The organism is Sphingobacterium sp. BIGb0116 (genome assembly GCF_024808035.1).
Lineage (GTDB): Bacteria > Bacteroidota > Bacteroidia > Sphingobacteriales > Sphingobacteriaceae > Sphingobacterium > Sphingobacterium paramultivorum.
This window is the reverse complement of record NZ_JANUDT010000009.1, coordinates 72,137-85,095: the sequence shown is the minus strand read 5'-3', so window position 1 is coordinate 85,095 and position 12,959 is coordinate 72,137. Positions and strand designations below refer to the sequence as shown.

The 12,959-nt window shown below is 38.4% G+C and carries 11 protein-coding genes; 3 read left to right on the top strand and 8 right to left on the bottom strand.

What is annotated here, in order from left to right; translation table 11 throughout:
• Positions 1-20: 20 nt before the first annotated feature.
• Both M2419_RS20150 and M2419_RS20145 read right to left on the bottom strand, forming a co-directional pair.
• The gene (locus tag M2419_RS20150) at positions 21-1,217 is read right to left on the bottom strand and encodes an MFS transporter (protein WP_153847248.1); all 1,197 of its coding nucleotides are present in this window, start codon (positions 1,215-1,217) and stop codon (positions 21-23) included.
• A gap of 65 nt (positions 1,218-1,282) precedes the next feature.
• Positions 1,283-2,470: a class I SAM-dependent rRNA methyltransferase gene (locus tag M2419_RS20145; protein ID WP_153847249.1), complete on the bottom strand. Its 1,188-nt coding sequence runs from the start codon at positions 2,468-2,470 to the stop codon at positions 1,283-1,285.
• Between the two features lie 58 nt (positions 2,471-2,528).
• Here M2419_RS20145 and M2419_RS20140 point away from each other — a divergent pair, with 58 nt between their 5' ends.
• Positions 2,529-2,993: a hypothetical protein gene (locus tag M2419_RS20140; RefSeq protein ID WP_153847250.1), complete on the top strand. Its 465-nt coding sequence runs from the start codon at positions 2,529-2,531 to the stop codon at positions 2,991-2,993.
• A gap of 15 nt (positions 2,994-3,008) precedes the next feature.
• Here M2419_RS20140 and thrC read toward each other — a convergent pair whose 3' ends face one another.
• The 3 genes from thrC to thrA form a co-directional block, all read right to left on the bottom strand.
• Positions 3,009-4,316, bottom strand: a complete 1,308-nt coding sequence (gene thrC, locus M2419_RS20135; protein ID WP_153847251.1) for a threonine synthase — start codon at positions 4,314-4,316, stop codon at positions 3,009-3,011.
• A 149-nt stretch (positions 4,317-4,465) separates the two neighbouring features.
• Positions 4,466-5,404 (bottom strand): homoserine kinase, encoded by a 939-nt coding sequence (locus M2419_RS20130; RefSeq protein ID WP_153847296.1) that lies wholly within the window; start codon positions 5,402-5,404, stop codon positions 4,466-4,468.
• An 87-nt stretch (positions 5,405-5,491) separates the two neighbouring features.
• The gene (thrA, locus tag M2419_RS20125) at positions 5,492-7,939 is read right to left on the bottom strand and encodes a bifunctional aspartate kinase/homoserine dehydrogenase I (protein WP_159731135.1); all 2,448 of its coding nucleotides are present in this window, start codon (positions 7,937-7,939) and stop codon (positions 5,492-5,494) included.
• A 536-nt stretch (positions 7,940-8,475) separates the two neighbouring features.
• On the opposite strand from thrA, the gene M2419_RS20120 reads away from it, so the two are divergent.
• Together M2419_RS20120 and M2419_RS20115 are read left to right on the top strand one after the other, a co-directional pair.
• The gene (locus M2419_RS20120; RefSeq protein ID WP_046671999.1) at positions 8,476-9,057 is read left to right on the top strand and encodes a C40 family peptidase; all 582 of its coding nucleotides are present in this window, start codon (positions 8,476-8,478) and stop codon (positions 9,055-9,057) included.
• A 105-nt stretch (positions 9,058-9,162) separates the two neighbouring features.
• A complete protein-coding gene (locus M2419_RS20115) occupies positions 9,163-9,675 on the top strand; it encodes a phosphoribosyltransferase family protein (protein ID WP_153847253.1) in 513 nt (170 codons plus the stop codon).
• A gap of 9 nt (positions 9,676-9,684) precedes the next feature.
• Here M2419_RS20115 and M2419_RS20110 read toward each other — a convergent pair whose 3' ends face one another.
• The 3 genes from M2419_RS20110 to M2419_RS20100 form a co-directional block, all read right to left on the bottom strand.
• Complete coding sequence (locus M2419_RS20110) at positions 9,685-11,151, bottom strand: LysM peptidoglycan-binding domain-containing protein (protein ID WP_153847254.1); 1,467 nt, start codon at positions 11,149-11,151, stop codon at positions 9,685-9,687.
• 184 nt (positions 11,152-11,335) lie between these two features.
• The gene (gene tatA / locus M2419_RS20105; protein WP_088162917.1) at positions 11,336-11,533 is read right to left on the bottom strand and encodes a twin-arginine translocase TatA/TatE family subunit; all 198 of its coding nucleotides are present in this window, start codon (positions 11,531-11,533) and stop codon (positions 11,336-11,338) included.
• A gap of 93 nt (positions 11,534-11,626) precedes the next feature.
• The gene (locus M2419_RS20100; RefSeq protein ID WP_153847255.1) at positions 11,627-12,931 is read right to left on the bottom strand and encodes a murein hydrolase activator EnvC; all 1,305 of its coding nucleotides are present in this window, start codon (positions 12,929-12,931) and stop codon (positions 11,627-11,629) included.
• Positions 12,932-12,959: the final 28 nt, after the last annotated feature.

Below are 12,959 nucleotides of genomic sequence, written 5' to 3'. Positions count from 1 at the left end.
CATGTGCCTATATGTCAAATCTAAATTTCTTTGTAAGGTGTTTTTTGTAGATTGGGAAGAAAATAAGCCACAATACCGATCAATGGCAGATAGGAACATAAGTGATAAATAAACTCGATGGAAGTATGATCTGCCTGCCAGCCAAGTACAGCGGATCCAATCCCTCCCATTCCAAATGCAAAGCCGTAAAATAAACCTGAAACCATACCCAACTTTTTAGGCAATAGTTCTTGTGCATAAACAATAATTGCTGGAAAAGCTGATGATAAGATCAACCCAATAATCACGATTAATATCCCCGTCATCGTAAGTCCAACATAGGGTAATGCCAATGCAAATGGCGCAACGCCCAAGACGGAGAACCAGATGACATATTTGCGACCAAATCGATCGCCGAATGCTCCCCCAAGTAGGGTTCCCACCGCAACGGCTATCAGAAAATAAAATAGATAGACTTGTGCTTCCACTTCATTTATTCCGAATTTCTTGATTGTATAAAACTGGAAGTAGTTTGTGATACTTGCTATATAGAAGTATTTTGAAACAATCAGTAATAGGAGTATAATAACGGTCACGATGATTCGGCTATTGGGTAGATCAGGTACGCGTATTGTTCTCTTCGTTGATTTAGCGGAGCTTTGAAGTCTCTTTTTATACCAACTACCGATATAATAGGATATAAATTGGCCGAGAATCGTAAATAAGCACATCCAGGCGATCGCCTGTTGCCCTCTCGGTAAAACCAAAAAAGCGACAATGATTGGAGCCATTGCGGTCCCTGCATTGCCTCCGATCTGAAAAATAGATTGTGCCATACTTCTTCTTCCTCCCGACGCCATATAAGCTACACGTGAAGATTCAGGGTGAAAGATTGAAGAACCAATCCCGACCAGAAAAACAGAAAATAAGATCCATTCATAACTGTGTGCTTTCGAAAACAAAAGCATACCGAAAAGTGAAAAAGACATCCCTATAATCTGGGAGTATGGTACAGGATGTTTATCCGTAAATGAGCCTACAACAGGCTGGAATATTGAAGCTGCTATTTGATAAACCATTGTAATCATCCCAACCTGAGAAAAGCTTAGATGATGCTCTTCTTTGAGCAAGGGATAGGTTGCCGGTATCACTCCCTGAATCATATCGTTCAGAAGATGCACCATGCTTACGGCAAACAAAATAGAAAAAATAGGTCTACTCGCCTTCTCTTGTATCATGACGTCGTTCAAAAATTAAAAAGGTTGATTTTCACAAACCAACCTAAACTATCTTCATATAATAATTATAATACGCGTACCAACAATCCTTTCAGATATTCACCTTCGGGGAACGAAGCCCGGACAGGATGGTCTTCAGGTTGATGAAATTGTCTGATAAACTGAATTTCCTTACCGGCATCCAGTGCAGCCCAAGCGAGTACTTGTTTGAACGTATCCATATCCATCGCACCTGAGCAAGAAAATGTCGCTAATAAACCACCACTATTTAACAACATCAATCCGCGGCGATTCAGGTCTTTATACGCCCTTGATGCTCTTTCCAATGCAGATCGAGAGGGTGCATATTTCGGTGGATCCAGGACAATCAGATCAAATTTCTCCCCTTCATCAACGAATTTACGCAATTGCTTGTTTACATCAGACAATATTGCTTTATGTCGACTAGGTTCAAAACCATTTTCAACAATATTCTTTTCCAGGGTTTCAATAGCCAGTGCAGAACTATCTACAGATATGACTTCTGCAGCGCCACTTTTCAAACTATTTAACGTAAAACCACCGGAATAGCAGAAACAATCTAGGACTCGTTTATTCAAAACGTAGTTGGCCGTTAGCTGGCGATTTTCACGTTGGTCGCAATAAAATCCCGATTTTTGCCCATCAATAATGTTAACCTTATAATGAATGCCATTTTCGATAACGTCGACAAATTCAGATGGAAGTTCTCCAAACAAAAGTCCATTGGTATCGGGTAATCCTTCATGTTCGCGGGATTTCAGATCACTGCGCTCATAAATTCCTTTGGGTTGCAGCAAAGCATTCAATTCATCTATAATAATGGATTTGACCTTTTCCACCCCAACTGAATGAATCTGAATGGATATAAAATCTGCGTATTTATCTGCAATAAGTCCGGGAAGAAAATCTGCTTCAGCAAAGATTAAACGAATCGTATTGGTAACACCTTCTTGCAACAGATGCTGTCTTGCTGCAACAGCCTTCTGAACTCGGGCACGCCACCAATCTGCATCAATCTGTGCCTGAGGGTTCCACTCCAATAAACGAATGGCTACACGCGAGCTATTGTGAAATAGACCATAGGCAATAAATTCACGTTCAGCATTGTAAACGCCAACAACTTCGCCATCTTCAATTTTATCGGACAATGATTTAATTGCTCCAGAAAATACCCAAGGATGCAATTGCCAGGCAGCTTTATCCTTGCCCTTATTCAAATAAACTGATTTCATTGTTGCAAAATTAACTTATTAATTGCAAAACCAGGCTTCTTTATTTGTCAAAAAATAAATGAAACAATTATTCTGGAGGATTTCAATACAGCATTATTTTCTTTGCAGCGAAGAGCCGAAATTTCAAAATCAAGACTTCATTAATTTTGTTAAGAACAACAGCCCAGAACTTATTGTAAAAAAGTATGGCATACATCTAATTTTGAGTTGCACAAAAGGGGCTTCCGTAAATCTTATAAAATATCTGGATAAAAAAACTTTGCTTGAAGACAAAGTCATAAAAGATTGGAAAATTGTGGCGTTTGTTTCGGGTGCCAATCTCAGATTATTTGATATGCATCCGATAAAAAATACCATTGACGTTAGTGCATGGTTAAATTCTTTAACAGAAGAAAATGGAGATTTCATAACATTTGGGCGAGATCAACCAATCCCAATCTATGACTTAATCTTAGATAAAGACAAAAAACTTGAATTAAAAAACTATATCGACACCTATCTTGGTATAAAAAAGGGCTCCTAAAGGAGCCCTCAACGTTTAGTTATGGTTGATTAAATATTTTTTGAAAGCTTCAAAATCAACTTTCAAAGATTCTGCTAATTTCTCTTTTCCTTGCAATGTTTCTGCGCCGACAGGCAAAACTATTTTTTCGAATACATCTGCTGCTATTGCATCAGGGAATTTGCAGGGATGTGCTGTCGATAAGAAAACTGAAGCATACGGACCGGGATGCTCATTTGCATAAGCACGAGCGCCAAGCCAGGCGATTGCTGTATGCGGACAGGCGATATAATTTGATTCTTCAAATAATTTCTGCATTCCTTCTTTTGTTTCTTCATCTGTAAATGTATAAGAAGAAAGCATATTTTTTAGTTCAGCCACATTTCCGCCAAAGAGATCCTGTATACGCACCCAGTTGCTTGGATTCCCAACATCCATAGCATTGCTTAAGGTTTGAACAGAAGGTAGTGGTTCATATTTACCTGAAGAAAGGAATCTAGGAACGGTATCATTAACGTTTGTTGCAGCTACAAAATGTTTTACTGGAAGTCCCATTTTATAGGCCAATAAACCAGCCCCAATATTACCAAAATTACCACTCGGCACTGTAAATACGACCTCATTGACTCCTTGTGACTTCAATTGCGCATACGCATAAAAATAATAAAATGTCTGTGGGATCAGCCGTGCTATATTTATTGAATTAGCGGAGGTCAAACGCAATACAGTATTGAGTTCGGCATCACTAAAAGCTTGTTTTACCAATGCCTGACAATCGTCAAAAGTTCCTTCTACTTCAATAGCACGAATATTTTGTCCATTAGTGGTCAATTGTAGTTCCTGAACTTCCGAAACTTTACCTTTAGGATATAGGATCGTCACACGTGTTCCTTCTACCCCCAAAAAGCCCAAGGCAACAGCTCCACCGGTATCGCCTGATGTCGCGACAAGGACGTCCAGTAATTTATCGTCAGTCTTTGAAAAATAGCCCATGACCCTACTCATAAACCGAGCACCAAAATCCTTAAAGGCATAAGATGGCCCATGAAATAGTTCGAGCACAGCCGTGCTGTCGGTCAAGAATTTTACAGGAGCATCAAAATTGATGGCATCGTTCACAATCTGTTTTAAATCGTCTTTGGGAATATCATTTCCCAATAGTGTAGAAGCTACTTCAAAAGCAATCTCCTGCAAGGAGTACTGTTGAATATTCTTAATGAACAGCGGATCCAATTGTGGAATCTCTTCAGGCATATACAATCCTTTGTCTGCAGGAAGAGAATTGAAGACCGCATCTTTAAAGGAGACTTCTAATGTTTTATTATTTGTGCTATAAAATTTCATATATAAATGATCTGTTTTTAAAGGTCACATGGTATATCCAGGTATCTTCATTCGTATTTGTAGAACATGAATATCTTGTTTTTTTATCTTCTATGAGTTAATTGTCGATTAACCTCAAAGTTTATAGACCTCAATTCTGTAAATAATTTTTAATCCAATATTCTAGGGCCCTCTACATTGACACGGGAAACATATCCAAAGCTTTCAATCTCATTGTCTTTGAGATGAGCTTGAATTTTGTCCGCAATATCCCTCGCTATTTTTTCGTCACGTGTTATTGCTACGACAGACGGTCCTGAACCAGAGATACCGAAGCTCAATGCACTGTTCTTCAAAGCAATCTCTTTCATTTCATAAAACTGAGGAATTAAAATTGCACGGGTCGGTTCGATAAGAATATCTTTCATACTTCGTGCGATGAGATCATAATCTTCTTTGAACAAAGCGGCAACCAATCCCGCGATATTTCCCCATTGGGTCACGGCGTCTTTTAATAACACTTTATCCTTTATAAGTTGTCTTGCGTCACGTGTAGGAACATCCACTTGCGGAAAAACCACCGCTGCTACGAGTTCTTTTGGTGAAGGGATGGAAATAACATCCAAAGGTTCATTTCCCCGAATTAATGTTATGCCTCCATAAAGCGCCGGGGCAACATTATCGGCATGGCCTGTACCGCAAGCCAAACGCTCACCTTCAACACAAAATGGCAATAATTCTTCTTTTGTCAAAGGGTTTCCAAGCATGGTATTGATGGCAAAAAGCCCGGCTACGGTACTTGCTGCACTGGAGCCCAGTCCAGATCCAATTGGCATATGTTTATGCAATTCGATTTCGACACCTACCTTTGAAGAGATATTCAAGGCTTGTAATAGATATTGAACACAGGCAGATACGGTATTCTTACCGGGATCGAGCGGTAGTCTTCCATCGTCGCCAGTTATTTCCCGAATCGTTACTCCAGGTTGTTGCGTGCGCCGCATAATCACCTCATCACCGGGTTCCTCGACAGCAAAACCCAATATATCAAAACCACAGATCATATTTGCGACAGTTGCAGGCGCAAAAACACGAACTTCCGACAGCATGCTGTCTAAATTTATCACCTTATCCTTCAGATACTCCACATTTAAATTATTGGCCATCACGTAATTTTTATTTTCCTTGAATAGTTTTTATGCTCCAACATTTACTAAATCTGCAAATACACCGGCAGCTGTAACCTCAGCCCCCGCTCCAGGACCTTTTACTACGAGGGGACGTTCTTTATAGCGCTCTGTTGTAAACGATATAATGTTATCGCTGCCTGATAAAGCATAAAAAGGATGATTTTCATCAACAAACTGAATCGCAATGGATACCTTTCCATTTTCCAATTTCCCGATGTAGCGGATTACTTTATTTTCATTGGCTGCTTTCTTCTTCATTGCTTCGAAATATTCATTTTCTTGTTGCAATTCTGTATAAAAAGAATCTACAGTATCTGCTTTCAAACATACTGGAGGTAATATCGCACCAAGGTCTACATCCTCGGCCTCAACAGCATACCCAGCATCTCTTGCCAAGATGAGCATTTTACGCATAAAATCTATACCACCTAAATCATCCCTTGGGTCTGGCTCGGTGTATCCCAGCTCCTGAGCCTGTTTGACGACATCATAAAAAGAAGCATCTGCTTTAAAATTGTTAAAAATATACGAAATTGTCCCTGAAAGAATAGCTTCTATCTTCACGATACGGTCACCACTCAACATCAAGTCTTTAAGCACCCTGACGATAGGCAATCCTGCACCTACATTTGTTTCATAAAAAAAATCTACACCGTGTCGATGCGCAGTATCACGGAGTGTTTTATATTGCTCGTATTTACCTGAATTCGCAATTTTATTGCAAGTGACGATCGAAATATTGGATTTAAAGATATCTTCGTAGTAGGTTGCCGGTAATTTGCTCGCAGTATTATCGATAAATACACAGTTCGGCAAATTCAGCGCCTTCATTCGATCAATAAACAATGCCAGGTCTGATTCAGTTCCATTTTTAGCAAGTTCATCGGACCAATTATTTAAATCAACACCTTCGGTATTAAAAAGCATTTTACGGCTATTGGAAATTCCAACAACTTTAATTTCAATATCATTTTTATCCAATAGGAAGTCATGCTGATTTTCCAATTGTTTAAATAAAGTTGCACCAATGTTACCGGTACCGATATTAAATACATGCAGCGTTTTCTTTAACTCTGCGAAAAACGCATCATGTACGGCATTAAGTGCCTTCGCTAAATCTTCCTTACCAATAATTACAGATATATTGTATTCAGATGAGCCCTGCGCAATAGCCCGGACGTTAATACCGTTGCGTCCTAGCGCTGCAAATAACCGACCGGACATACCGGGAGTTTTTTTCATATTTTCACCAACGATGGCTAAGACAGAAAGGTTTTCTTCAATCGCAGGAACGATCAGTTTATTCGCTTGGATTTCAAGCTCAAACTCCACTTCGATCAAATGTATAGCGCGTTTGGCATCTGATGGATTGACAGCAAATGTGATGCTATGTTCGGAAGAAGACTGGGTGATTAGCACAACATTGATCTGCTCTCTAGCCAATAGCGTAAAAAGCCGCCCACTAAAACCCGACTTACCGATCATCCCTGATCCACTTAGATTGATGACAGAAATATCCGAGATCGAAGAAATTCCCTTGATTGGCAGTGCTGTTTTTCCACTATCAAACTGAATCACAGTCCCTGAGAAATCAGGTTCAAAAGTATTCCGAATAACAATCGGTATTTTCTTTAAGAAAGCCGGAATCATCGTAGGAGGATAAATCACCTTAGCACCGAAGTAAGATAATTCCATTGCCTCTGTGTATGATAATACAGGCAAGGAAAAAGCTTTCTTCACAATCCGTGGGTCGGCGGTTAACATCCCATTCACATCTGTCCAAATTTCAATGGCTGTTGCGTCCAGTATTGAGCCGAAGATCGCTGCAGTATAATCTGATCCACCTCTTCCCAAGGTGGTAATACGCCCATTTTCATTACTTCCGATAAAACCAGTGACAAACAGTAACTTATCACGATGCGTTATGTACAAGGATTTCACCAATTGCTCAGTTAGCATTTCATTTAAATGAGCATTACCAAAATTTGAATCAGTTTTCACGTAATGGGATGCATCTACAAATAGAGACTCAGGAATATATTGTTCCATCACCTTAGATACCATATAATTTGAGCAACGCTCACCGTAGCTAAGGATCAAATCTTTACTCTGATTACTCAGCTCCTTTAGTGCAAAAATTCCTTGGAGAAGATCTTCTATCTCATTAAAAAACAACTTTAGCTTTGTAAATACAGGATTTTGATATTTCACAGCCAGAAGCTCTTTAACAACCGTAAAATGCTTATCCTCCAAGGATTTTAGCCCATCCGAAAAGGACTTTCCTTCCGCAGCGTCCTCTGCCAATTGGGTAAGCAAGTTGGTTACTCCTGACATGGCTGACAACACAACCAATGGTTTTTCCTTTGCATCATAAGATTTTTTCACAATGCTCAGGACCGCCTTTAGACTTTCTACCGTGCCGACCGATGTGCCTCCAAATTTTAAAACTTTCATACTGTTTTATACTGTTTGTTTAGATTGATGATTTTTGTGCTAAAAAAAGAAGCGCTTTCCTTTGTCGAGGAAAGCGCTTCTAAATATTGTGTCTACAATTATATACAACGAAACTACTTCCTCCTAAGTTTTATCCCGGTGGTAATAATAATCGACGTAATAATTGTATTTGTGTTCATTGCTTTTGCTTATGTTTTGTAAATATAGAACAAATATTATCACTTTACCAAAGAAAATTAATGTTTTTTTTAAGATTCACAATTAGAAGCCAAATAGAATGGCATTCTATCATCATGTGGATATTTTTAAATGTAGTAGACAATCTACTTTATGTAGCCGAGGCTCGACAAGTGCATTAATTCTCAATACGTGTAAATACGTCTTGGAAAGATGTTAAAATTGTTAAAATTTCGTTAAATACCTTAAAATAAATTTGACCTTAAAGTGATATTGTATTATATTCGCAACAGTGCTGTCCAAAATAGATGACAGTGTTGAATTTTTAAAAGTTAAATGTTGTACAAAAAAGCGATTTAATGAAAACAAAGAAATTTATAGCGTCAATGCTATTTATCGGCTTATGTCTAGTGTCGCAGGCACAAACCAACAGAAACTCCAAACCAGAATCAGATCCTGATAACCTAGCGAAAGAATACTTTTCACAAATCATGGGAGTTGCAGTCTCAGCAACAACAAACACCAAACTTTATCAATTTGTTTACGAATGGCTAGGTACTCCATACCGTTTGGGAGGAGATTCAAAAAGAGGTATTGACTGTTCTAAATTTTCTTATGAATTATACGACAAAGTGTTTAACACATCATTGGGGTATAATAGTAGAAATCAGTATTCTCAAGTCAAAACTGTCGAGAAAAACGAACTAAAGGCAGGTGATTTGGTATTCTTCAAAATCAGAAGTAAAAGTATTACCCATGTCGGTGTTTATATTGGCGATAATAAATTTGCACATGCCTCATCCAGTAAAGGAGTTATGATCAGCAATTTAGATGAACCATACTGGAGACGTTATTATTACAATGGCGGCCGCTTACCAGAAGATAATAGATCGCTTACGGCAGAAATATTAAAAGCAGAAAAAGATAATAAATTGAATTAGTAAGATTGATTCAATCAAGGAAAGTCCAAAGCGTTTAACTCGTTTTGGACTTTTTTTATACAATATAATATCCTATTTTTACCCTATAATCATTGGAATACTATTATGTCTTCAAAGAAAACGCTCATCTTAAATAAAGAACAAATAAAACAAAAATCTATTCGGATTGCCTATCAAATTTTGGAAGACAATTTTGAAGATGAAACACTTGTATTAGTAGGAATTGCTGACCGAGGTTATGTATTTGCGCAACGCCTTCAAGCGATTTTACAGGGGATTTCAACGAAGGAAATCCTGCTGATTAAAGTTACCATGAAGAAAACGAGTAGATCGTTGAGTGCAAGTACAGACATACCTGTTGATATTGCAAAAGATAAGACGATCATCTTGGTAGATGATGTGTTGAATAGTGGTAGAGCCTTAGCTTATGGACTGGGTGTATTTTTGAACGTTCCACTGAAGAAAATGAGAACGGCTGTATTAATTGATAGAAGCCACCATAAGTTCCCTATATTTAGTGACTACTATGGCACGAAGCTTTCAACGATATTAAGAGAACATGTTACCGTTACCCTTGAAGAATTTGATAAAGAAGAAGATGCAGCATGGTTAATTTAAACCATGCTGTTATTTCTTTGAGACTTTCAATTTCATTCCCGGTTTTATCCGGCTTCCATTTAAATCATTTTCACTTTTAAGTCGACCGACTGATGTACCATTTTTATCTGCGATCTCAGATAATGTATCACCTTTCTTCACGACATAATAAGCTGTACGTGTAGCGCTAGCGGCATGCTGTTGACTCTTCTTTGAAGATCGTTCTGTATTACGTGCTAACTTCGCGTTAACGAAATCATCTTCCCTTTTTATCAGTAAGTTTTGTCCAGGGACAATTTGATTTCCGCGCAGGTTATTCCAAGATTTTATATCCTGTACTGTTACTTCAAACTTGTCAGCAATGGAAGCGAATGTCTCACCAACTTTTACTTTATATTTGCCATTTTGTAGAGGCTTACTTAGATTTTCCGTCTGACTAAGAGTTACAGAAGATATTGGCGTGTTGAGAGCAGCATACAATTCTTCTGAGGCAATCTTTTTATCTAATACAGGTAAAACTAATCGCAATGGAGACTCTTCAGTACCATTTAATACATTTCTTTTAAAACTAGGATTCAATGCACGTAATGTCTCTTTTGACACATGTAAAACATCCGCTATTTGGTTCAATGAAATCCGTTTATTGATATCCAATGCTTGAGTTCTTAGTGAAAGTTCGGTATCCTCAGCATTGATATCATTTTCGTCTGCATATTTCATCGCATATGTCATTGCGATGAACTTAGGGATATAGTTTTGGGTCTGTTGCGTTAGATATGGTGCGATATCCCAAAAAGTAGCATTCTCTTTTCCCGAACGTTGGATCGCACGGCTAACCGCTCCTTTACCGCCATTATAGGATGCTATCGCTAATAGCCAATCGCCATATTCATCATAAGCTTCTTTTAAGATTTTTGCGATAGCATAACTTGAAGCAATAGGATCCATTCGTTGGTCGGTATAACTGTCCACTGTAAGATGATAAGTTTTGGCTTCATAATACATCAATTGCCATAAGCCTGTTGCTCCGGCACTAGAGATATCGCGTGGATTTAATGATGATTCGACTACACTTAGGTATTTGAGTTCCCGCGGCACTCCGACTTCGTCCATGATTTTATCAAACAATGGGAAATAGTATTGTCCTAGTCCCATCATCCTACACATATAAGGATTATAATTACCCGACGTATATTTAGCAACCAGATCTTTCACTCGCGGCGAATAGTCCAACGGAACCTCACGTTCTATTGCCTTCAGTTTCCGCACGAGCTGTATATCTTCATCTGTAATTTCAGCATCATGCTGTCTGTTATTTCCGGAAGATTTTATACTGTCTAGGTATTGGTAAATCTCTTGTTTTTCTTTTTCGATACTTTTTTGAAAGAAGGTATGGGCGGCTTCTTTCATGCCTTCTACAGCGCTTTCTTGGGCCATGAGCGGTAGTACATAGCATACCCCTCCTAGTATTGAAATTAACGTCTGTTTTCCGATCATAAATTTACTGTTAAATCCGAGTTTGATTCATCTGCTGAAAAATCAACAATAATCTAAACGTTTAGAAATGGATTTTAGTATAAAAATGGTTTTCGCCCTATTTAGCTGCAGGTCGAGTATAAAACAAAATACGATTTTGTTCCTCACAAAATCGTATCCATGCTATATGGGATCAAAACCTCCCTTATTTGTTATCTTCTATTTCAGATTTTTTTTCAGGTGAAGACTCATCTTTTTGGCCTTCTTTAAATTCCTTAACTCCTTTACCCAATCCGCGCATCAATTCAGGAATCTTCTTGCCACCAAATAATAGTAACAATATTACTACAATGACAATTAACTCTTGCCCCCCGATTCCCATGATTAATAATGATGTTGACATAACTATAATTTCTTGTTTTTCAATTCTTTTAAACTAAAACTTCTCTCTCTCTTTACAAATGTAATGATAATTATTAAATATAGTAATTATTTCTTATCTCGCCAACCATGACATCGGATTCAACGGTGTTGACCCTTGATAAACAGAGAAGTCAACCATTGGCACACCTGTATCGGAGTCCACATCAGCCGTTCCTATAGTTTGGCCTGTACTTACTTTTTGCCCTTTTGAAACACTTACACTTCCCATATTATTGTAGACAGTATAGTACTCACCATGTTTAATCATTATGATACGTTGACCATACATTGTTAAAATACTACTCACCTCTCCTGCGAAAACAGCTTTCACAGCCGCACCACTAGAAGTTTGTATCTTCACGGATATATGTTCCACATTGACATTTCTTCCGACACTTTCCCCTCCAAAATCTTGCATGATCTTCGCATTAGAAACAGGCCAAGGCAAACTACCACGGTTAGATCTGAAGTCATTTGAAAGCTTAACTGCCTCCGGTGTACTACGGAGCACCTCTGATTCTGACATTTTAGAAGTACTCGTTTTTGTATTGTTCTTACCTTTTGTAGTTGATGTAGACTCATTCACTTTGCGGTTACGCTCAGCAGCCGCTTCTGCCGCACGACGTGCCGCTTCAGCCCGTCGACGTTCAGCCTCAATTTCTCTTCTAATTATCTCCTTAATGGCCGCATTAATACGACGCTCCTCTTTTTGTTTTTGGGTAATATCTTTCTTCACACCGCGTTCTGTAACAATTAATTCACTCAATTGTCCAGAATAAACAGATCGCTGTTGAGATATGGTTCTTTTCTCATTTTCCTGCTCTTTCATCAAGGCAACCTGTTTGTTTCGGTCCGCCTGCAATTGAGCGATTTTTTGTTCAATCTGTTTCTTGGTATTTTCGATATCAGCAGCTTTCAGCTTTCTAGAATCGTTAAACTGTTGTAAGTACTTAACCCGTCGGAACCCCTGATTAAAATCCTTTGATGCAAAAATAAACATCAATTTATTATAGGCATTTCGGTTTCTGAACGCAAACATCACCATCTTCTCATAGTCACGTTTCATCTTCTCCAATTCAGCCTTCAACTTATTTACGGCAGCGGTATTGGCATTGATATGTTTGTTAATTACAGCTACTTCCGAAGTAATGGTATTTATCTTCTGCTCGCGCAAATTAATCTGCTTACTCAATGCTGTCACCTGTTGTTGTGTCAGTGATTTTTCTTTTGCGATCTCTTTGACCGTATTTTGTAATTCGGCAATTTCACGATTGAGCTTCTCACGTTGTTTTTCAAGTTCAGCCCGAGTCTGTGCCGATGAAATCCCAATCATGAATAGGAAAGCAGCTATACCAAGTATTGTCTTTTTAAAGTTCATTTACAGTACCATTTTTTTGTGTTTGCCA

What these genes read in the sequence shown, in the direction of transcription:
- M2419_RS20150 (WP_153847248.1), bottom strand. Translation starts at nt 1,217, where the DNA reads ATGATACAAGAGAAGGCGAGTAGACCTATTTTTTCTATTTTGTTTGCC.
- M2419_RS20140 (WP_153847250.1), top strand. Translation starts at nt 2,529, where the DNA reads ATGAAACAATTATTCTGGAGGATTTCAATACAGCATTATTTTCTTTGC.
- tatA (WP_088162917.1), bottom strand. Translation starts at nt 11,533, where the DNA reads ATGTCAACATCATTATTAATCATGGGAATCGGGGGGCAAGAGTTAATT.
- thrA (WP_159731135.1), bottom strand. Translation starts at nt 7,939, where the DNA reads ATGAAAGTTTTAAAATTTGGAGGCACATCGGTCGGCACGGTAGAAAGT.
- thrC (WP_153847251.1), bottom strand. Translation starts at nt 4,316, where the DNA reads ATGAAATTTTATAGCACAAATAATAAAACATTAGAAGTCTCCTTTAAA.
- M2419_RS20100 (WP_153847255.1), bottom strand. Translation starts at nt 12,931, where the DNA reads ATGAACTTTAAAAAGACAATACTTGGTATAGCTGCTTTCCTATTCATG.
- M2419_RS20145 (WP_153847249.1), bottom strand. Translation starts at nt 2,470, where the DNA reads ATGAAATCAGTTTATTTGAATAAGGGCAAGGATAAAGCTGCCTGGCAA.
- M2419_RS20110 (WP_153847254.1), bottom strand. Translation starts at nt 11,151, where the DNA reads ATGATCGGAAAACAGACGTTAATTTCAATACTAGGAGGGGTATGCTAT.
- M2419_RS20120 (WP_046671999.1), top strand. Translation starts at nt 8,476, where the DNA reads ATGAAAACAAAGAAATTTATAGCGTCAATGCTATTTATCGGCTTATGT.
- M2419_RS20130 (WP_153847296.1), bottom strand. Translation starts at nt 5,404, where the DNA reads ATGCTGTCGGAAGTTCGTGTTTTTGCGCCTGCAACTGTCGCAAATATG.
- M2419_RS20115 (WP_153847253.1), top strand. Translation starts at nt 9,163, where the DNA reads ATGTCTTCAAAGAAAACGCTCATCTTAAATAAAGAACAAATAAAACAA.